This is a genomic window from Nitrospira sp. (assembly GCA_030692565.1).
Taxonomy (GTDB): domain Bacteria; phylum Nitrospirota; class Nitrospiria; order Nitrospirales; family Nitrospiraceae; genus Nitrospira_D.
The window spans coordinates 43,812-61,654 of sequence record JAUYAO010000045.1; the positions used below are offsets into that span (position 1 = coordinate 43,812).

Consider the following 17,843-nt stretch of genomic DNA (forward strand, 5'->3'; position numbering starts at 1 on the left):
GGGTAATCATGAATCCGCTCAATGTGCCACGCTGGTTTCTTTTCGGAACGGGGTGTCTGTTGCTGATCCTGGGGCTGGCTCTGCGCACGACGCCGGGCGTGTCGCAAGGTCTCTCGGCCCAATTGCGGTTTGAGTACCGGGTGCTCGAAGTGCTTCCCGACACGCGCAGCATTCAAGCGGTGCTTACCGAGTATGGCCAATCCGGGTGGGAGTTGGCAGCGTTCGAGATGGGCGATCTGCAAACTCCGAGACTCATCTTCAAGAAGGGGGTTCCCGCTGCTCCATAGAGAGGGCGAAGGGGATTCGGCGATCTTCATCATGTTCAGGTCTCTGGGCCGGAGAGACCGTCTCAGAGGGAGGATCTCATGTCGATCAGGACGTGGTTCGTCGGAGGCGTAGGCATTGCCTTGTGCGTGATCGGAGGCTGGGGGACTGGTATGGCCGGGAAGGATTCAGCCGGCAGCGTCCCGCTGGAAACGGTCGTGGACTATCTCCATTCAGTGCTGGAGTCCAACCGGACGTTTTATACCGTCCACGTCGTGGAGCGAATGCAGCGGCGGGGTGTGATCGAATCGTCGGAGAAATGGCGCGAGGCCAGTGCGCTCCCGCTGCCGGCCCAATTCTTCCAGGAGGCGGCGAGCCTGGCGTCGTTGACGGGAAGCGCAGTGCAGTATCGATTGATCAGCTTGAATCCGATCAACAAGCAAAGCGGGCCTCGAAGCGATTTTGAGCGGAGGGCGCTTGAGGCGGTCATGGCGCACCCTGAGCAGCCGTATAAGGGGCAGGTCAAGGAGGGAGGAGTCCGCTACTTCCAGGCCCTGTATGCGGACTTTGCCGTCTCGCCGGTGTGTGTGAGTTGCCACAACGCCGATCCGCGCAGCCCGAAGCGTGACTACAAACTGAACGATGTGCTGGGTGCGGTCCTGATCTCGATTCCGATGCCGGAGTAAACGGAAAGCGTGGCACGGGTACGACGCGGAAGGGATCCAGCCCAGGCCGTAACATATCTCGGAAGGAAGGAGGGAACTATGATGAAATGATGCATCTAAGCTGACGGGCAAAGTCTTAGAAAACGAAGGCAGTGATCATTAACCAGTCCGAACTTCCGGCCGGTGGAGTGCGCACTCAAGGAGGAGAGACCATGCATACATTCCTGTTGAAGCATTTTCCGACAAAAGCCAAGGCCATGGCGATCGCCGCTCTTATGGCTGCATCGAGTGTGGTTGGCGTGACGGGACTGGCCCCCGCCTGGAGCGCGGAATCGGAAAAGGCCGCGTCCGGGCATGAACTTCTCATGAAGGCCCATGAACAATTAGAAATTGCCATTCATTATGCTGAACTTGCCGTGGCTCCACACCAACCTGGTCAAGGATGGCATCGTGCACAGACGCAACGGGCGATCAATGTTGTGGTGGGGGCAGGTAATCCGGACTTCAGCAAGGACGTCGAAAATCCAGGCGATGGCCGTGGCGTGATCAAATATCTTCAAGAGGCGCACAATGCGATGAAGGGCTGCACACCCGCCAATACCTGTGACGCGATTGAAAGCAGCTTGGAATATCTCAGGGCCGCGATTCAACACGGACAGCAGTCATTGAAAGAGGGGAATCGGGCTGGATTGTCCCAGCAGCAGGCTCGAATGCTCGGTGCTTTGTTGCGGGCTGCCTTGGGAACGCGTGAGACGGAATCCCCAACAATGGGAGCGATGACTTATGCGATTCGCATGACCGAACACATGGCTGAGCACAAGTAAGCGGTAGGTAAGGACAGATGAGCAGCGGCCGCGGGCTGGCGCGGCCGCTGCTCACAGGTGCTTCTACGGTTCGGCAATAGGGGACGAGATGAACCGAATCACGATCGTATCGGTTGGATTGGGATTGGTTGGGCTGTTGAGCCTGACGGCTGTCGGGCAGGCTCAGCATGACCATGGGCACTCCATGATCAAGGAGGGAACTCCGGGCGATAGTCATCCTGACGAACGCGCGGCGCTGGGCCTCAGCCAGGCGGCTGAAGCAGGCATGAAGCTGACGATGCGCGAACATTTGGAGGCGATCCGGGACATTGTCGCTGCCCTGGGCCGGCAGGATTTCGAGCAGGCAGCCACAGTGGCGCACGAGGAACTCGGATTGCCCAAGCATCACCAGGCCATGCAACGGGAGGGCGGGGCGACGTTTCCGCCGAAGTATCATGAGCTCGCGATGGCACACCATCAGGAGGCCGAGGATTTGGCCAAGGTGCTCCCCTCGAAAGACCTCCAGACGATCCTGCCGAAGCTCGAAAAAACCATCGGGGCCTGTGTGTCCTGCCACAGGGCTTATAAGTTGTGACGGGTGACCATGATCGACGAAAAGACCAAAGGCATGATCCTCGAAGCTCTGAACGATGAGTACAAGGCGCGGGCGTTCTATCGCCTGGTGATCAAGACCTTCGGCCCTGCGCGGCCCTTCGTCAACATCGTGGAGGCGGAAGACACCCATGCGAGAGCGCTCGAAGCGCTCTGTCCTCGGTACGGGATTCCTCTCCCGTCCGATGACTGGGAGGCAACGCTGCAGCCTCCCGCATCTATTCTGGAAGCCTGCCTGGCCGGCGTCGAAGGGGAACATGAAAATATCGCCATGTATAACCGGTTCCTGCGTGAGACGGAGAATCCCGAGGTGAGAAGTCTCTTTCAACGGCTCCAAGCCAGGTCACGCGACGCCCATCTTCCCGCATTTGAGCGATGCGTCGCGCAAGGCGGGGAAGCAGGGCGAGGGCCTGGTCGAGGGAAGGAGCTGCCAGGGAGAACACAAGCTGGCTCCGGTCAAAAACGATTCCGTCGTCAAGGGAGGACCACATGACGTCATTGCTCGAAAAAGGTGGCGGGACCTTTGCCGGGATCAAAATGCTGCTCTGTGAGAATCCGTTGCCGCCGCTGGATGAAGCGATCGCCGCTGCCCAAGAGGAACTGGCCCGGAGCAACTACTACACGGAAGCCTACTCTGCGCCGCTCCGCCGGTTGCTGAGCGAACAGCTTGGTGTGCCTGAGCGGCTGATTCATATCAATGCCGGTTCGGAACTGATCCTTCGCCAACTGTTTTCGAGACTCGGAAAGCGCGTGCACTTGCTGACGCCGACCTATGTGCTGTTCCCCGAGATTGCCGAATCCTACACAGAGACCTATCTTTTGCCACAGGACAATTTCACCTTCGACCTGGCCCGGTTGACCATTCCGCCGGACACGACGCTCGTGGCGATCGTGAATCCCAACAATCCAAACGGCGGCACGTTCGACATGGCGCCGCTGCCCGATCTGCTCGCGCGCTACCCGCACACGCATTTCCTGGTCGACGAAGCCTTCGTCGGCATGGCCGGCCAATCGGTCGCCTCCTGGGTGCCGCGTTATCAAAACCTCCTGGTGACCCGCACGCTGTCGAAGGCCCACAGTCTGGCCGGGTTCCGCGTGGGCTACGCGATCCTTCCGGAACCGCTGGCCGACGATCTCAATCAGAACAACGACGCCTATCCCTTGGCCCGTTCCAGCGAGGCGGCGGCAATTGCCACGTTGCGCTACGAAGACAAGATTCGAGCGCGAGCTGTGGAGTTGAGGGGATGGGCAAGGGAGCTGGCGGTTGAGTTGGAGAAGCTTGGCGTGAAGACGTTCCCTTCAGAAACCTATTTCTTTCTGGCCGATGTGGCCCCGCACGATGCGACGGTCGTTGCGACGCGACTCCGCGAACAGAAGATTCTGATCAAACCGCTGAAAGATTCCCGGCTGGGTCCCGGCTATATGCGTGTGACGACGGCATTGCCGGAAGACAACCGGCGGTTTCTTGACGCGATGAGAGAGGTTCTGGCCCGGTTGTGATGACGCCTGTGCGGCCGGCGAAACGACGAACCTTCCATCACCTCAGCAGAGAGGAGTTCCCTATGATCAGGCGAATGGCATCTACCGTGGCGATGGGGGTGGCAGTGTTCGCGATCGCAGCTTGTGTGGCGATGCAGGCGGGTTCTGCGCCGAAAGACGGAGAGGTGGCCTTGCCGGCCGATTACAAGTCCTGGCCGGTGTGTTTGAAGGAGGTGCAGAAACCGGATGCCGTCAGAGATTTGTATGTCAACCCTGTCGGGTCCCGCACGGCCCAGGGCCAGATGGTCCCGAACGGGACCCAGTTCGTGATGGAAATCTACAGCGGCAAGAAAGCGGCCGATGGCATCTTTGAAAAAGACGCGGCGGGGAAGCTGGTGAAAGACAAGCTCGCCAAGGTCTTTGTCATGGGCAAGGGGGAAGGCTGGGGGCAGGACGTCCCGGACAACGTCAAGACCGGCGCCTGGGTCTATGCCGCCTACGGGCCGGATGCAGCCTCTGAAGGCGAATTTTGCCGAGTGCCGGGCCTGCCATGTGCCGCTGGCGCAGAAGGACTTCGTCCACCGGTACGACGAGTATTTCGAGAAACGGAGCGGCCATTAAGGCGCTGAGAGGCAAAGAATAGGGAGGTGGTCGATGAGGTGTAGAAGAAGGCAGGTGTTGTGGTTTGCGATGATCGCCGGTGCGGTGAGTCTGTTTGTGCTCGCCGCCGAGCTGTCGGCACAGAATGCGTTCGGCGGTGGCAATTCGTCACCGGGAACGGTGTCGCTCGACGGCGTGACGGTTCCTGATATCGGGCCACTGCCGACAGTCGTGCCGATCCCTGCTACAAACCTCAATTACAAGGCCAAGGTGGATCTGGGAAAACAGCTCTACTTCGACGGGCGGCTTTCCAAGAACAACGCCATTTCCTGCGCGTTTTGCCACAACCCCTTCACCGGCTTTGCCGACCCGCGCCAAACCTCAATCGGCGTGGGCGGAGGGGTCGGAGGGCGGCAGGCTCCGTCGGTGTATAACACCGGATTCATTCCGCTCCAATTCTGGGACGGCCGCGCCGGTTCGCTGGAGGAACAGGCCATCGGTCCGGTCGTCAATCCTGTCGAAATGGCCGAGACGCACGAGAATGTCGTCAAGAAGCTCGGCAAGATCAAAGGCTACCAGCAGCAGTTCCGGACGGTCTTTGGGACGGACGTGAATCTTCAGGGACTCGCCGAAGCCATTGCGGCTTATGAGCGGACGGTCGTTTCGACGAACTCCGCATTCGACAAGTATGTGCTGGGCGATGCCAAGGCGATGGACGAATCGGCGATCCGTGGGATGTCTCTGTTCAAAGGCAAGGCGCGCTGCGTCCTCTGTCACAACGGGCCAAACTTTACCGACAATCAGTTCCATAACCTGGGCGTCCCTCAGGAAGGCCCCATGAAAGAGGATCTGGGCCGTTTCTACGTGACACGGCAGGAGCAGGATAAGGGCGCCTTTAAGACGCAGACGCTCAGGAGCATCACCGAGACCGCGCCCTACATGCATGACGGCGTCTTCAAAACGCTGGAAGAGGTCGTAGATTTTCTTGATCAAGGCGGCGGACAGAATCCCAACCTGAGTCCGATGGTGAAACCGCTGGGGCTGACGCAGCAGGAGAAAGCCGATCTGATCGCGTTTCTGAAAGCGCTGGCAGGCGAACCGGTCAAGTTCGAAATGCCGAAGTTGCCGAAGTGAGGCGGTTGAGGAAGAAATGACGTAATGCCGACAGCAATCACATTCGCAGATTCGCGCAAGGAGGTAACGTCATGGACACACAGCCAGTACATGAGAGACCAGTGAAGACACGCCGGGTGGCGGCTGCAAAGACTCAGAGTCCGGACGCTGTTCCGGTAGCGAGCAAATCATCTGTGTCCGTCTGCGACGACCTCCAGGTACTCATCGCCAAGCGCGCGTATGAGCTTCATCTGGAACGAGGTTGTCGAGACGGCAATGCGTTCGATGATTGGTTGGAAGCGGAACGGGAAATCCTGAGTCAGGTTCCGCCGGTCTAGTCATCGGTTCTTCGCTGCGGGAAGCTTTTCGTAGGAACAGGCGAGTATCAACAACAGGAGGACTCATTCATGAGCACCATGAACCGGAAGTTTCGTCTGGGGATTCGCCTGACCGCGCGCGCTGTCATGGGAGGTGCGGCGCTGGCGTTGTCGGCGAACGACGAGCAGCAGACGCGCGCCCTCCTGCAGAAATCCTGCGCAGGCTGCCATCGCCTTGAGGGGGCGGCCGATTCACGGTTCAAGCTCAGCGCCCCTGATCTCATCGGAGGAGGCAGCAAGTTCAAGCGGGAGTGGCTCACCGGCTGGTTGGCGGGCAAAGAAGATCCGGTCTACGCCAAGAGCTATCGCTGGGATCAGTCGCAGCAGCCCGACCGGCATCCGGTGGTCTCTGAAAACGAGGCGGGGCAGATCGCCGACTACTTCGAGAAACAGCTCAAAGATCCCCGGGTGAAAGAGGGGGCGATCGATCTTTCGACGTTCAGCGCCATCGAAGCGAAGTTCGGAGAACAGCTCTTCAAGGACCATTCCTGCATCGGGTGCCATCAGATCATGGTGGACGGGAAACCGACGGGTGGCCCGCAGAGCGCCTCCTTCGTGACCAGCGGCCGCCGGCTGAAGGCGGACTGGATCTATCGGTTCAATTCCAACCCCCCTGATTTCGTGCCGCATAGCGGAGAGTTTGTCGCCGATGTCAGCGCATTGGGGCTACGCTACATCACCGGGTTCATCGCGACTCGAGGGTGGAACGAGTTCAAGTTCTACGAACCCTGGACGGCCGACCCGTTCCGGAAAGCGGATGCGACACGTGGGGGCCAGGTGTACAAGGAATATTGCGCCCAGTGCCACGGCGCGACCGGTCAGGGTGATGGAGCCGCCGCATCAGGATTGGATCCGAAGCCGGCCGTGCATGCCAAGATCGCGTTCGACAAGCTGCCCGATGAGTATCTCTACAACGTCATCAACTACGGAGGCAAAGGGGTGGGGAAGTCTTCCCTGATGCCGTACTGGTCTTTGACTCTGGAGCAGCCTGGCGTGGCGGATGTGATGGCCTATCTGCGGCAGACGTTCAAGGGAGCGGTTGTTGCCGAGGCGACGGCCGGGGCGGCCGGTGGTCCATTAGGGGTGTGTCCGCAACCGCGAGCCACGAAGAGAGCTCCGGCGGATTTTCTCAAACGGACGAATCCGCTTCCGGCGACGCCGGCACATGTCCAGGCAGGCAAGACATGGTTTGTTGAAACCGCTAAGCCCCTCGCCTGTATGAATTGCCACGGGCAGCAAGGGGACGGCGCCGGCCCGATCGGTGCGGCGCTGGTGCCGCCTCCGCGGAACTTCACCTGTGGCGCGACGATGAAAGACATTACCGATGGCCAGCTGTTCTGGGTGATTAAGAACGGCTCGTCGGGAACCGGGATGATGGCATTCCCGGGACTGTCCGACGACGAAGTTTGGCAGATCATCCACTATCTGCGCACCTTGGCGCGATGATGAGGGCGACTACAGCAGGACCGGCCGGTATGGGGGGAGAGCGGTTCTTCTCGCGGTTGGTCACGGTTCAAGCTGAAACAATGGGAGGGTCATCATGAGCGAAATCATCCACTATCCTGGGGCGATGGTTTGGCAGGAGTTGCGCGAGTTTCCCGGCAAGGGGGAAGTCACCGTGCTACGCGAAGAAGGCAAGGGCGGGGCCAAGACCATGATCGTTCGGCTCCCGGCCGGGGGCCAGATTGTTCCCCATAGCCATGTGGGAGCCGTTCAACATTATGTGCTGGAGGGGGAATGCGAGACGCAGGGGAAGACGCTGGGACGAGGAGCCTATCGGTTCCTGCCGAAGCACGCGGATGTTTCGACCATTTTTACGAAGGGCGGTGTCACCATTCTGATGGTTTACGATGCGGCAGTCGAATAGCAGGAGAAGCGAGTCGCACTGCCTACTGGAGGTGATGGTCATGATGAAGAGACAATGGGTCGCTGGATTAACCGGAGCTGCATTGGTAATTGCCGTTACTGCTCTCTCCGGCTTTGCCGATGAGGGCCAGGGCCGAAAGATGGGTGGCCAGATGCAGAGCGGCCACGATCAGGGGGAACAAGACGAGCACAGCGGGCATTATCTTAAGCATCTGCTGAAGCATGCAAAGGAAATCGGACTGACGCCGGAGCAGATTAAGCAGCTCAAAGTCCTGCAACTGGATTGCAATCGAACCCAGGCCAGAAGTGAAGCGGACATCAAGATTGCCAAGCTTGAGTTACATGCGCTGACGGAGGAGGAACAGGCCGATTTCTCCGCGATTCAGGCGAAGGTTGAGCAACTTAAGAAAGCGGAAGGGGCGTTTCTGCTCGCCGTCATCAAGAGTAAACGCGACGGTATGGCGCTGCTGACGTCGGAGCAGCGGGAGAAGGACTTTGCCCATCGTGAGAAGATGAAGAGCGGAGGCGAGGCGCAGCATCGGGGCAGCAAGGGCGGCGGCGGGCATGGAGGAGGCGAGCACGGGAGCGGTGAGCAGGGCGGGGGACAGCAGCATCAGCACTAACAGTCCATGCGGACGCGGCTTGTGAGGCATTGCCATGATGACACGGCGCAGATTCCGTCTTGTGCGAGTATTGGCAGGAACCATAGCTGTCTTCATGATCGCGACCGGCCTGGTCTCTGCGGAGGTCAATGAGCGGGATCGGGCGGCGAACGAGATTTCCGCGGCTTTTGTGAAAGAGCTGGGGGCGGTCATGACAAGGGAGATGGTCAAGGGTGGTCCGACCGAGGCCATCAAGGTCTGCATTGAGCTGGCCCCCGCGATCGCCGGTCGCTTGTCCAGAGAACACGGCTGGCGGGTTACGCGCGTGGGGACGCGGGTGCGCAATCCCTTGCTTGGCATGCCGGATGTCTGGGAGCAACGGGTCTTGGCTGAATTCGCCGAGCGGTCGGCGAAAGGGGAGGCGTTTGCCGGGATGGCCCATAGCGAAGTCGTGACGGAACCGGGCGGGCAGTACTACCGGTTCATGAAGCCGATTGCGGTTCAGCCGCAATGTCTGCTCTGTCACGGGCCGAGTGACCAGATCCCGGATGAGATCAGAACGATGCTGAAGAAACAGTATCCCTTCGATGCGGCCACCGGGTACAAGGCCGGAGAGTTACGCGGCGCGGTCAGTATTAAACAGCCGCTCAGCAACGGGAACCAGTAGGACCGATGGTATTGACCTGGATAGTCGGGTTCGCCCTCCTCGGCAGCATCGGTGCCATCGGCGCGGCTGCTTTGTTTCTGTTGTTTTCCAAGCCGGTTCGCGAACGCCTGGTTCCCTTTCTCGTTAGTTACGCCACCGGCACGTTGTTAGGCGCAGCCCTGTTGGGTCTGCTGCCGGAGGCCATCGAACAGGGTGGCCTCCGGCCAAGCCTCGGCACTGTGCTTGGCGGGCTGATGGCGTTCTTCGTACTCGAGCGGCTTTTGATCTGGCGGCATTGCCATGCTGAGAGCTCCTGCGAGGTGCATGGTGCTGCGGGCTATCTCCTTCTCGCGGGAGATGCACTGCATAACTTCGTGGACGGTGCTGTTATCGCCGTGGCATTCATGTCCTCGATTCCGCTCGGCATCGCGACAGGCATTGCGGTCATCGCGCATGAGCTGCCGCAAGAAGTCGGAGATTTTGCCATTCTTCTCGATAACGGGTTTACGAGGATACGTGCGCTGAAATGGAACCTCATTTCCGGCAGCACGACAATCCCCGGCGCGCTCCTTGCGTATGTAGGGGTGGAGCAAGCGCCGCAGTTCAACGCCACAATTCTGGCCTTGTCGGCGGCAAGTTTTCTGTACATCGGACTCGCAGATCTCGTGCCCGGTCTTCATCGGCGAATCGGGGCTGAGACAGGACTCGGGCAATTGGTTCTGATCCTGGCAGGAGTGGCAACGATTCTGATACTGCAAATGTACAAGGCTTAAACCATATTGGAGGAACAACGATATGTACGCACGCATGATGGGGGTGGGGGTAGTGGCGATCATTCTGACCGGATCGTGGGCGTTGGCTCAGACCCTGCCGGGCAATCTGAAGCAGGGAGAGAGCCTCTATCAACAGCATTGTGTCCGGTGCCATGGAGCGTCCGGAGACGGGTTAGGGCGCGACGTGAAGGATCTGATTGTTCCTCCCGCCGATTTGCACTCGCTGAAATCCCGTTCGAAAACCGATGCGGAGATGCTTTTGGCGATCAAGCAAGGGGTGCTGTTCAGTCCGATGCATGGGTGGTCGGATCGACTCTCTGAGCAGCAGATGCGAGATGTCTTGAGTTATATCCGTACCTTGGCGCCCTTTAACGCGGTGAGCTAGTTCGCTTCGGAGCCGGGCGATCCTCCATCCTGATCGACCGGTTCTGTTGCCTTTTGCACCAGCGTGCGTTATCGGTAAGGTCTGGAATGCCTCAGCAACGTAAGCCTCCTCTATTACTTTCCGCGGAAGCTCTCATCAAATCAGCGCAATCGGTAAATGGCCGGCTGGACGAGTTTGGCACGAACCTGGCTTTTCAATTAAAGAAGAACTTAATCATCACGGAGGAATAGCCATGGATAACCACGACGCACGATGTTCATCGCAAGCAGTTGCTCTTGCCTTTCTTGGCGGCGCCATCGCGGGAGCGGTCGCCGGTATTTTACTCGCGCCCAAATCGGGAGAAGAGACAAGGCGTGAGTTAAGAGGGTACGCGAGGAAGGCGGAGGAAGAGGTGATCGAGAAGGCCAAAGAGGCTCGCGCCGCCCTCGATGAAATGATTGAACGAGGGAAGCATTTCGTGGCCGAAAAGCGCGAGGATGTCGAAGCTGCGGTCACGGCAGGCAAAGAAGCCATGAAAGAGAAGATGGATAAATGCTGTAGCTGACGCCGCGATCGTCAGGAAGGAGTGGAGCGATGCTGCTGGTCGAGGATATTCGAAAGAAGCTGATCACCCAACGGCGTGAGTTGTTTCGGGAAGTGGCCAAGACGGAAGAAGATCTGCGCTGGCTCCAAAGCGATATCGAAAGCGAAGTGGAGGAGCGGGGGCAGGAGGAGACGATGGTCCGGCTGCTTGATCGTCTGGACGGACGAGCGAAGGCTGAGATCGAGGCGATCGACCGGGCGCTTTTCAAGCTGGGGTCCGAGCAGTACGGCCGATGTGAGCAATGCGGAACGGCCATCCCCCAGTCCAGGCTGGAGGCGGTCCCCGCGGCGGCTATGTGTATGGGTTGCGAGCAGGCAGCGGAGGCCCAGGCGGCGCTGAGGAAATAAGTGGGCGCGCCGTCCGCGTTCATGGTTGAGGATTGGCAAGATGTGCTGATCTCCGTATTTGTAGGTCCAACCAGCGGGGACGAGGCATCGGTAAGCAGAATTGTCTCGTGACCGCCCTGCCCGGATCATTCATCGGGCGCGAAACGAACGGCCGGAGAGTCCCCGACGCGGTCGACTGAACAGCCGGAGACGATGCCAGATGGAATTTAAGGATTACTACAAGCTCCTCGAGATTGACCGCACGGCGACCGCCGACGACATCAAAAGTTCCTACCGCAAACTGGCGCGAAAATATCATCCGGACGTGAGCAAAGAGCCTGGAGCGGAAGCGCGCTTCAAGGAAATCGGCGAAGCCTACGAAGTCCTCCAGGACCCGGAGAAGCGCGCCGCCTACGACCAACTCGGCGATCGCTGGCGAGGGGGGCAGGAATTTACCCCTCCGCCAGAATGGGGTGCGGGGTTCGAGTTCACCCCAGGCGGCGATTCCGCAGCGGAAGGTACCGACTATAGCGACTTCTTCTCCACTCTATTCGGCAACTTCTCTCGTCACGGCGCATCCACTCGTGCTCATGGCGAGGACCACCATGCCAAGATCTTCATTGATCTTGAGGCCGCGTTTCACGGCGGAACCCACACGATGACCCTGCGTTCGCCGCAGGTGGATGCACAAGGCCGGGTGGTGTTGCGGGAGCGGTCGCTGAATGTCCAGATCCCCAAGGGCATCCGTGAAAGCCAGCATATCCGACTTGCCGGTCAAGGTGCGCCGGGAATCCAGGGGGCTACCCCCGGTGATCTGTATCTCGAGATCCATTTTCATCCCCACCCCCTCTATCAGGTGCAGGGCCGGGACCTCTCGCTGTCATTGCCCATTGCACCCTGGGAAGCGGCCCTTGGGGCGACTGTCAAAGCGCCGACCCCGACCGGCGTGGTGGAAGTCAAAATCCCTCCGGGCTCACAGAGCGGACGGAAGCTACGACTCAAAGGACGTGGCATCCCCGGCGAACCGGCCGGCGATCTCTATCTCGCCCTGAACGTGGTTCTGCCGAAAGCGGACACGGAGTCGGCCCAAAAGATCTATCAGACCATGGCTCGGGAACTGGCGTTCGATCCGCGCCAAGCACTGGGGGTCTAATTATGGACAGGGAGCAGGAGATTCTGACAGGCAACGTGATCGGTGATGAGGGTGTGTTGTCGATCGAGGAGTTGGCGAGAGCCTGTCGCGCGGAGGCGCAGTGGGTTATCGAATTGGTGGCAGTGGGGGTGTTGGAGCCGCAAGGTACGGAAGCCTCGCGCTGGCGGTTTCGCGCGGCAGATCTCACCTGCGCCCGCCGGGTGGCCCGTCTGCAACGTGATTTTGATGCCAGCCTCGATGCGGCCGCAGTAATGCTCGATCTGCTCGATCAGATCGAACAGTTGCGCGCTCGCCTGAAGCGGGCCGGCCTGGATGTGGAATAAATCAGCAGGATAAGGGATATTGAGAAAGCGCCAGGGCCAGAGGCGCTAATTGTCGCATTGTGCGCCAGTACCGATCGGGCTGCTGGAGCAATTGACCCCATTCTCACCGGACGCGCTTCACAAGAGCCCGCCAAGTTGTTGTCTCTGTAACGCAATCACGCGCTTCCGATGTAGTGGTCGGAGGCATGCCCATTGCTCATCAGCAATCTGGTGTAGGCCGATTGATAGTTTGGAGGGTGGGGGAGCACTCTGGCTTGATGGCAATTACAGCGAGATTGTATTGAGAGGGGTTCGGAATGTCTCAGCGTTCGTCGCGATCAAGATACAAAGGGACGCAGGTGCTTCTTGGCGAGGCAAGTCTTGTGGTTCTCTGCGTGTTGCTCTTGGCTGGTTGCACGAAGGTCGAACATCGCCAGGGGGAACAACGGTCGCATCCTATTCTGACGTCCGATGTCCGACAGCCTATTCCGCTGTCGCCGGCAGCCGGAGCAGAACATCGCGCCGTGATGCTGCAGCATCTGGAAACCATTCAAGTGATCATGAACGCGCTGGTTGATGAGGACTATGAGTTGGCGAAAGGCTTAACGGAATCGCACCTGGGTTTCTTTATGCATCGGCAGGCGATGGCGAGTCAGCAGCCGGAGAACTTTCCACCGGCCTATCATGATCTGGCGATGGCCCATCATGCCGCAGCGGAGGAGCTCGCCCGCACCATTCCGACGAAAGATCTCAAGCAAATCCTGCCGCAATTCAACAATGTCTTGAAGGCCTGCGTCGCCTGCCATCTGGAATACAAACTGCGAAGCTCATAAGGAAGGAGCGCTTATGCCTGAACGCACGATCAGCACCATGTTTGACGAAGACCATGACCGCCTGGATGCGCTGTTCAAGTCCTTCCAGACGCTGAAGCGGACGGATTTCCCCAAGGCCAAGAGCGCGTTCCTTGAGTTCAAAACGGGGCTGCAGCGGCATGTGGCATGGGAGGAAGAAGTGATGTTTCCTCTGTGGGAGAAGAAATCGGGCATGACCGGCGGCGGGCCGACGATCGTCATGCGGCGCGAGCACCAGGAAATCCAAGACTGTTTAGAATCCATTTATCGCAAAGTGCAGGCGCAGAATCTGGAGACCGACCATGAGGAAGAGATCCTGCTGGATTTGGTGGATCGACACTACATGTCGGAAGAAGAGGTGCTCTATCCTGAAATGGATCACATGATCAGCCCTGAGGAGCGTGAGGCCGCGTTTCGCGCCATGGAGAAGATTGCCTGAGAGGATGGTACGCAGCCGGGAGAGAGCAGAGGCTTGGCATGATGAGACGATGGTGTGGATTCACCGTAGCGCTCCTTATCATGGCGGCGCGGGTCAGTGGCGGCGAAGCGGTTGTGCAAGCCGCAGTACCCGCTGAGGTTGATCAGACCATCAACCCCCACAGTGATCTGATCTTTCGAGCAACCGGCGCGAAGACCTGTTGGGACTGTCACCGGGCGGAGCGAGACCAGAGTCTCAGTCCCCGGACATTGGATAATGATCTGGTCCGAAACCTTCGGTCGAAAGCGAAGGGCATTCATGGGCCCGGGCGGTTTGCCGATTGCCTTCGTTGCCATGCGGGAGGGCGAAAGGGAGTGGAGAAATACTAGCGGATTGCTGAATACGTCCGCTGCACATACGAAGTCAGCGAGGTACAGCGAATATAGAAAGACTATTACGATGAGAATCTCCTACGTTGGCCTTATCCTCCTCGGACATGTGTTAGGTGATGAATCTTCCGTTCAGGCAGCGGGGCAGCAGGTCAAACCGTCGGCGACCGCTCAAGGCGATGACGAGCGGGGGCGAGCTGTGTTCAACGGGAAAGGCGTCTGTTACTACTGTCACGGTGTCGATGGGCACATCGACAAGCGACCGGAACTCGCTGCCGACACGGCAGCGTTGATTGCCCGGCTGAACCCTCCGCCTGCCGATCTTCGCAATCCAAAAGCGCTCCATCTGAAGCGCGACAAGCAGCGCGCACGAGCCGTTCGCGAAGGTCATCCCGGCACGGGGATGTTTCCCGATACGACTATGACGAATCAGGAGCTTGCGGATACCCTGGCCTATCTGGCCCGCCTCCGTAACGAAGGCCCTGCGGGGCCCAAGTGACGCTGGATCACGAAATGGAGTCATGCCGATGAGTCGATGGATGATCGGCGCTATTCTTTCATTGGTCGTTCTCGAAGCCGGGAGCAACGGGATTGCGGGTCGGGCGACCGACGGGGGGCCGCAAGGCGTTGACCAGGATAGTTCGAGCGGGAATGCGTTAAAGCGTCCTGGGGGGATAGCAGCAGAGGCGAGGGACTCTACAATGCCAGTTGTATTGTCTGCCATAACTCCGGTGCCACGGGTGGACTCGGTCCTCGGTTAGCGGGCAATCCCGTGTTATCCAATGAGCATGCATTTGGGAAAGTCGTATATGAAGGGCGGCACGTGATGCCGCCGTTGAAAGGCGCGATCACCGAACAGCAGATGGCCGACATTCAAGCCTGGCTGAAGACGCTACGGTAATGCCCGCTGAACCAGCGGAATGGGAAAAGAAAAGTGACTCACGCCTGAATTTCGTTATGGTCGTATCGGTTCATGTATGAGTGAGAACGTTCAAGTCGTCTGCCCTCATTGCCGGAGCCTCAACCGCGTCCCGGAAGGTCGCTTGACCGATCGTCCCACTTGCGGTCAGTGCCACGCACCGCTTTTTACGGGACATCCCCTCGTGTTGACGCAGGCGGACTTCGATCGGCATGTTTCGCGCTCCGGGATCCCGCTCGTGGTGGATTTCTGGGCACCCTGGTGCGGACCCTGCAAGATGATGGCCCCTGCCTACGAGAAGGCTGCGACGAGGTTGGAGCCGCACGTTCGCCTGGCCAAGGTGAACACGGAGGAAGAGCAAGCGCTGGCGGCAAGGTTCGGGATTGCCAGTATCCCGACTCTGATGATCTTCCGCGGGGGACGTGAGGTGGCGCGGCAGCCCGGTGCCATGGGAGCACAGGATATCGAGCGCTGGATCCGTGGGCATCTCGCGCACGTTCGATGAGCCGGATCTGCCCGGGTATCTATCCGGACAGGGAGGCGGAGACCCGTCAGCGTGCGACCCTGATTCTCGCATCCATAATCCGGCAACCGTGCTCTTCTGGCAGGGCGAAGATCGGGTTCAGGTCTAGCTCGCTGATCCCGGGAATTTCTTCGACGAGGCGGGAGAGACGCAACAGCACCTCTTCGATCGCCTTCACATCCGCTGCAGGCTGCCCCCGGTAGCCTTGCAGTAATCGATAGCCTTTAATCTCGCGCACCATCTGAGATGCATCGCGATCGGTCAGCGGAGCGATGCGAAACTGCACGTCCCCGAGAATCTCGACATGAATTCCTCCGAGGCCGAATGCGAGCAAGGGGCCAAAGAGGGGATCGCGGGTCATGCCGGCCATCACTTCTATGTCGCCCGACAGCATCGGCTGCACTAGTACACCTTCCATCGCATCCGGTTTCCCTTCCTGCGCGAGCTTGGTCCTGATCGCTTCGAACGCGTCACGCACGGCCTGTTCATCGGCGAGGTTCAAACGTACGCCGCCGATCTCGGTCTTGTGCAGGATCGTTTGCGAGGCGAGCTTCACTGCCACAGGAAAGCCGATCTCACGTGCAGTTCTGACGGCATCCTCCGCAGTCGTGGCAAGCCCTCCTTGTGCCAGCGGGAGTTTCATCGCTGAGAGGAGCGCACGGGTTTCTTGCGTGGTCAGCCATCCCGGCCCACGGCTGGATAAGGCTTTGGCGCAAATCTCTTTGGCGGTTTCCAATTCGACATTGGGGTAGTTCGGCATCTGCCCATGTGGCTCCCGCCGCCAAGCGTCATAGTCAATTGCGTGACGGATGATGCGGGCGGGAATCTCCGGATGCGGATACGTCGGAATGGTTTCTCCGTTCACGCTGAAGTTCCGGTCCAGATCTCCTTCCGCCACCCAGCAGATATAGACCGGCTTCTGTGTCCCGCTCGTCCGGCGGGCTGCGCGGATGCCCCGGATGATCCCGGCTGCCACGGGGGGATTGTCTTCGGCCCTGACCGAGACGTGGACGATGATGAGGGCGTCGATCTCCTCTGCCTTGAGCATCGTCTCGACGGCCTGTGCATGCTGCGCTTCTGTGGCAAATCCGATCACATCGACAGGATTTCTGAGGGCCGCTGTGGGAGGGAGAAAGGAGGCGAAGACGGATTGCGCCAGGTTGGATAATTCCGGAACCGTGAGCCCTTCCGTTGCGCAACTGTCCGCGCAGAGCACGCCGGGACCGCCGGAATTCGTCAGGATGCCGATACGCTGCCCTTGAGGCACCGGCTGGGCGGAGAGGCCGGTCGCCAAGGCCAGAAAGTCGTCCAGCGTGTTCGCGCGGATCACGCCGCATTGAGTGAAGAGCGCGTCGACGGCGGTGTCGTTTGTGGCGAGCGCCGCGGTGTGCGATCCGGCTGCGGATTGGCCTGCCGATGTCTTGCCTGCCTTTAACGCGATGATCGGTTTTTGCCGGCCTACTCGATCGGCAATTCGTCTGAACCGGTGAGGATCCACGATGGTTTCGAGATAGAGCAGGATCACGTCGGTGGATTCATCCTGTTCCCAGTATTCGAGCAGATCGATGACCGACACATCGATGTGGTTGCCGACACTGACGAAGCTGGAGAGGCCGAGATTCAATCGCCGGGCTGCCGTCACGACGGCCAGTCCGAGCCCGCCGCTTTCCGAGGCGAAGGCCACTCGGCCGACCGGCGGGAATGCGGGGGTATAGGTCGCGTTGAGACGAACGGCGGGATCGAGGTTCATCAGCCCGAAGCAATTCGGTCCGATCAAGCGTATCCCGTGCCGCCGGACCTTTTCCTGTAGTTGCTGTTCAAGCGAGAGCCCGGCCTCGCCGGTTTCCGCAAAGCCCGCTGTGATCAGGACGGCTGCCGGAATGTGTGCGGCGGCACATTCATCGATCACTGAGAGGACGAGTTGCGGTGGAACAGCAATGATGGCGAGATCGACGGGGCTTGGTACCACGGTCAGCGAAGGGAACGTTTTGAGCCCTGCCACCTCGGTGGCGTGCGGATTGATTGGAAAGATCGTGCCGGGGAATTGACTGCCCAGGAGCGCGAGCAGGATGCGATGGCCGATACCAGCCGGTTCCCGCGATGCGCCGACGACAGCGACCGTGCGGGGATGGAAAAACGGCTTCAGGGAGTGTGGCCTGGAGAATTCCGTCGAAGGTTTCATATCGACCGATGG

At 59.4% G+C, this 17,843-nt stretch carries 25 protein-coding genes and 1 pseudogene; 25 read left to right on the top strand and 1 reads right to left on the bottom strand.

What is annotated here, in order from left to right; all coding sequences use genetic code 11:
• The first annotated feature begins 8 nt into the window (after positions 1-8).
• The 25 genes and pseudogenes from Q8N04_11945 (at position 9) to trxC (ending at position 15,631) form a co-directional block, all read left to right on the top strand.
• A complete protein-coding gene (locus tag Q8N04_11945) occupies positions 9-287 on the top strand; it encodes a hypothetical protein (protein ID MDP3091386.1) in 279 nt (92 codons plus the stop codon).
• 78 nt (positions 288-365) lie between these two features.
• Entirely contained in the window at positions 366-950 is a 585-nt protein-coding gene (locus Q8N04_11950) for a DUF3365 domain-containing protein (GenBank protein MDP3091387.1), read from the top strand.
• Positions 951-1,141: 191 nt separating this feature from the next.
• Complete coding sequence (locus Q8N04_11955) at positions 1,142-1,753, top strand: hypothetical protein (protein MDP3091388.1); 612 nt, start codon at positions 1,142-1,144, stop codon at positions 1,751-1,753.
• A gap of 88 nt (positions 1,754-1,841) precedes the next feature.
• Positions 1,842-2,327, top strand: coding sequence for a hypothetical protein (locus Q8N04_11960; protein MDP3091389.1), 486 nt, complete (start codon positions 1,842-1,844; stop codon positions 2,325-2,327).
• Positions 2,328-2,336: 9 nt separating this feature from the next.
• Positions 2,337-2,837, top strand: coding sequence for a hypothetical protein (locus Q8N04_11965; GenBank protein ID MDP3091390.1), 501 nt, complete (start codon positions 2,337-2,339; stop codon positions 2,835-2,837).
• Complete coding sequence (locus tag Q8N04_11970; protein ID MDP3091391.1) at positions 2,834-3,844, top strand: histidinol-phosphate transaminase; 1,011 nt, start codon at positions 2,834-2,836, stop codon at positions 3,842-3,844. Before Q8N04_11965 ends, Q8N04_11970 begins: the two co-directional genes overlap by 4 nt.
• Before the next feature lie 62 nt (positions 3,845-3,906).
• Positions 3,907-4,452: a cytochrome P460 family protein gene (locus Q8N04_11975; protein ID MDP3091392.1), complete on the top strand. Its 546-nt coding sequence runs from the start codon at positions 3,907-3,909 to the stop codon at positions 4,450-4,452.
• A 25-nt stretch (positions 4,453-4,477) separates the two neighbouring features.
• Positions 4,478-5,557, top strand: coding sequence for a cytochrome c peroxidase (locus Q8N04_11980; GenBank protein MDP3091393.1), 1,080 nt, complete (start codon positions 4,478-4,480; stop codon positions 5,555-5,557).
• A 71-nt stretch (positions 5,558-5,628) separates the two neighbouring features.
• Positions 5,629-5,874 carry a DUF2934 domain-containing protein gene (locus tag Q8N04_11985; GenBank protein MDP3091394.1) on the top strand — a complete coding sequence of 82 codons (246 nt, stop codon included), beginning with the start codon at positions 5,629-5,631 and terminating at the stop codon, positions 5,872-5,874.
• A gap of 69 nt (positions 5,875-5,943) precedes the next feature.
• Entirely contained in the window at positions 5,944-7,359 is a 1,416-nt protein-coding gene (locus Q8N04_11990) for a c-type cytochrome (GenBank protein MDP3091395.1), read from the top strand.
• 94 nt (positions 7,360-7,453) lie between these two features.
• A complete protein-coding gene (locus Q8N04_11995) occupies positions 7,454-7,780 on the top strand; it encodes a cupin domain-containing protein (protein MDP3091396.1) in 327 nt (108 codons plus the stop codon).
• Between the two features lie 40 nt (positions 7,781-7,820).
• Positions 7,821-8,402, top strand: coding sequence for a hypothetical protein (locus tag Q8N04_12000; protein MDP3091397.1), 582 nt, complete (start codon positions 7,821-7,823; stop codon positions 8,400-8,402).
• A 34-nt stretch (positions 8,403-8,436) separates the two neighbouring features.
• The gene (locus tag Q8N04_12005) at positions 8,437-9,048 is read left to right on the top strand and encodes a DUF3365 domain-containing protein (GenBank protein ID MDP3091398.1); all 612 of its coding nucleotides are present in this window, start codon (positions 8,437-8,439) and stop codon (positions 9,046-9,048) included.
• Positions 9,049-9,053: 5 nt separating this feature from the next.
• On the top strand, positions 9,054-9,800 hold the full coding sequence (locus Q8N04_12010) for a ZIP family metal transporter (protein ID MDP3091399.1): 747 nt from the start codon (positions 9,054-9,056) through the stop codon (positions 9,798-9,800).
• A gap of 22 nt (positions 9,801-9,822) precedes the next feature.
• Complete coding sequence (locus Q8N04_12015) at positions 9,823-10,185, top strand: cytochrome c (protein MDP3091400.1); 363 nt, start codon at positions 9,823-9,825, stop codon at positions 10,183-10,185.
• A 232-nt stretch (positions 10,186-10,417) separates the two neighbouring features.
• Positions 10,418-10,729, top strand: coding sequence for a YtxH domain-containing protein (locus Q8N04_12020; protein ID MDP3091401.1), 312 nt, complete (start codon positions 10,418-10,420; stop codon positions 10,727-10,729).
• Between the two features lie 29 nt (positions 10,730-10,758).
• On the top strand, positions 10,759-11,115 hold the full coding sequence (locus Q8N04_12025; protein MDP3091402.1) for a TraR/DksA C4-type zinc finger protein: 357 nt from the start codon (positions 10,759-10,761) through the stop codon (positions 11,113-11,115).
• Positions 11,116-11,314: 199 nt separating this feature from the next.
• Positions 11,315-12,247, top strand: coding sequence for a DnaJ C-terminal domain-containing protein (locus Q8N04_12030; protein ID MDP3091403.1), 933 nt, complete (start codon positions 11,315-11,317; stop codon positions 12,245-12,247).
• 2 nt (positions 12,248-12,249) lie between these two features.
• A complete protein-coding gene (locus Q8N04_12035; protein ID MDP3091404.1) occupies positions 12,250-12,570 on the top strand; it encodes a chaperone modulator CbpM in 321 nt (106 codons plus the stop codon).
• A 296-nt stretch (positions 12,571-12,866) separates the two neighbouring features.
• Positions 12,867-13,382, top strand: coding sequence for a hypothetical protein (locus Q8N04_12040; protein MDP3091405.1), 516 nt, complete (start codon positions 12,867-12,869; stop codon positions 13,380-13,382).
• 13 nt (positions 13,383-13,395) lie between these two features.
• Entirely contained in the window at positions 13,396-13,839 is a 444-nt protein-coding gene (locus Q8N04_12045; protein ID MDP3091406.1) for a hemerythrin domain-containing protein, read from the top strand.
• Between the two features lie 38 nt (positions 13,840-13,877).
• Positions 13,878-14,207 (top strand): hypothetical protein, encoded by a 330-nt coding sequence (locus Q8N04_12050; GenBank protein ID MDP3091407.1) that lies wholly within the window; start codon positions 13,878-13,880, stop codon positions 14,205-14,207.
• 70 nt (positions 14,208-14,277) lie between these two features.
• Positions 14,278-14,706, top strand: a complete 429-nt coding sequence (locus tag Q8N04_12055; protein ID MDP3091408.1) for a c-type cytochrome — start codon at positions 14,278-14,280, stop codon at positions 14,704-14,706.
• 192 nt (positions 14,707-14,898) lie between these two features.
• Positions 14,899-15,108 (top strand): annotated as a pseudogene (locus Q8N04_12060) (cytochrome c).
• A gap of 76 nt (positions 15,109-15,184) precedes the next feature.
• The gene (trxC, locus tag Q8N04_12065; GenBank protein ID MDP3091409.1) at positions 15,185-15,631 is read left to right on the top strand and encodes a thioredoxin TrxC; all 447 of its coding nucleotides are present in this window, start codon (positions 15,185-15,187) and stop codon (positions 15,629-15,631) included.
• 46 nt (positions 15,632-15,677) lie between these two features.
• On the opposite strand, the gene Q8N04_12070 is transcribed toward trxC, so the two are convergent.
• Complete coding sequence (locus Q8N04_12070) at positions 15,678-17,831, bottom strand: acetate--CoA ligase family protein (GenBank protein ID MDP3091410.1); 2,154 nt, start codon at positions 17,829-17,831, stop codon at positions 15,678-15,680.
• Positions 17,832-17,843: the final 12 nt, after the last annotated feature.

What these genes read in the sequence shown, in the direction of transcription:
- Q8N04_11970 (MDP3091391.1), top strand. Translation starts at nt 2,834, where the DNA reads ATGACGTCATTGCTCGAAAAAGGTGGCGGGACCTTTGCCGGGATCAAA.
- Q8N04_12045 (MDP3091406.1), top strand. Translation starts at nt 13,396, where the DNA reads ATGCCTGAACGCACGATCAGCACCATGTTTGACGAAGACCATGACCGC.
- Q8N04_11990 (MDP3091395.1), top strand. Translation starts at nt 5,944, where the DNA reads ATGAGCACCATGAACCGGAAGTTTCGTCTGGGGATTCGCCTGACCGCG.
- Q8N04_11945 (MDP3091386.1), top strand. Translation starts at nt 9, where the DNA reads ATGAATCCGCTCAATGTGCCACGCTGGTTTCTTTTCGGAACGGGGTGT.
- Q8N04_11995 (MDP3091396.1), top strand. Translation starts at nt 7,454, where the DNA reads ATGAGCGAAATCATCCACTATCCTGGGGCGATGGTTTGGCAGGAGTTG.
- Q8N04_11950 (MDP3091387.1), top strand. Translation starts at nt 366, where the DNA reads ATGTCGATCAGGACGTGGTTCGTCGGAGGCGTAGGCATTGCCTTGTGC.
- Q8N04_12050 (MDP3091407.1), top strand. Translation starts at nt 13,878, where the DNA reads ATGATGAGACGATGGTGTGGATTCACCGTAGCGCTCCTTATCATGGCG.
- Q8N04_11955 (MDP3091388.1), top strand. Translation starts at nt 1,142, where the DNA reads ATGCATACATTCCTGTTGAAGCATTTTCCGACAAAAGCCAAGGCCATG.
- Q8N04_12030 (MDP3091403.1), top strand. Translation starts at nt 11,315, where the DNA reads ATGGAATTTAAGGATTACTACAAGCTCCTCGAGATTGACCGCACGGCG.
- Q8N04_12025 (MDP3091402.1), top strand. Translation starts at nt 10,759, where the DNA reads ATGCTGCTGGTCGAGGATATTCGAAAGAAGCTGATCACCCAACGGCGT.
- Q8N04_12020 (MDP3091401.1), top strand. Translation starts at nt 10,418, where the DNA reads ATGGATAACCACGACGCACGATGTTCATCGCAAGCAGTTGCTCTTGCC.
- Q8N04_12035 (MDP3091404.1), top strand. Translation starts at nt 12,250, where the DNA reads ATGGACAGGGAGCAGGAGATTCTGACAGGCAACGTGATCGGTGATGAG.
- Q8N04_12055 (MDP3091408.1), top strand. Translation starts at nt 14,278, where the DNA reads ATGAGAATCTCCTACGTTGGCCTTATCCTCCTCGGACATGTGTTAGGT.
- Q8N04_12005 (MDP3091398.1), top strand. Translation starts at nt 8,437, where the DNA reads ATGATGACACGGCGCAGATTCCGTCTTGTGCGAGTATTGGCAGGAACC.
- Q8N04_12040 (MDP3091405.1), top strand. Translation starts at nt 12,867, where the DNA reads ATGTCTCAGCGTTCGTCGCGATCAAGATACAAAGGGACGCAGGTGCTT.
- Q8N04_12000 (MDP3091397.1), top strand. Translation starts at nt 7,821, where the DNA reads ATGATGAAGAGACAATGGGTCGCTGGATTAACCGGAGCTGCATTGGTA.
- Q8N04_11965 (MDP3091390.1), top strand. Translation starts at nt 2,337, where the DNA reads ATGATCGACGAAAAGACCAAAGGCATGATCCTCGAAGCTCTGAACGAT.
- trxC (MDP3091409.1), top strand. Translation starts at nt 15,185, where the DNA reads ATGAGTGAGAACGTTCAAGTCGTCTGCCCTCATTGCCGGAGCCTCAAC.
- Q8N04_11985 (MDP3091394.1), top strand. Translation starts at nt 5,629, where the DNA reads ATGGACACACAGCCAGTACATGAGAGACCAGTGAAGACACGCCGGGTG.
- Q8N04_11975 (MDP3091392.1), top strand. Translation starts at nt 3,907, where the DNA reads ATGATCAGGCGAATGGCATCTACCGTGGCGATGGGGGTGGCAGTGTTC.
- Q8N04_11980 (MDP3091393.1), top strand. Translation starts at nt 4,478, where the DNA reads ATGAGGTGTAGAAGAAGGCAGGTGTTGTGGTTTGCGATGATCGCCGGT.
- Q8N04_12070 (MDP3091410.1), bottom strand. Translation starts at nt 17,831, where the DNA reads ATGAAACCTTCGACGGAATTCTCCAGGCCACACTCCCTGAAGCCGTTT.
- Q8N04_11960 (MDP3091389.1), top strand. Translation starts at nt 1,842, where the DNA reads ATGAACCGAATCACGATCGTATCGGTTGGATTGGGATTGGTTGGGCTG.
- Q8N04_12015 (MDP3091400.1), top strand. Translation starts at nt 9,823, where the DNA reads ATGTACGCACGCATGATGGGGGTGGGGGTAGTGGCGATCATTCTGACC.
- Q8N04_12010 (MDP3091399.1), top strand. Translation starts at nt 9,054, where the DNA reads ATGGTATTGACCTGGATAGTCGGGTTCGCCCTCCTCGGCAGCATCGGT.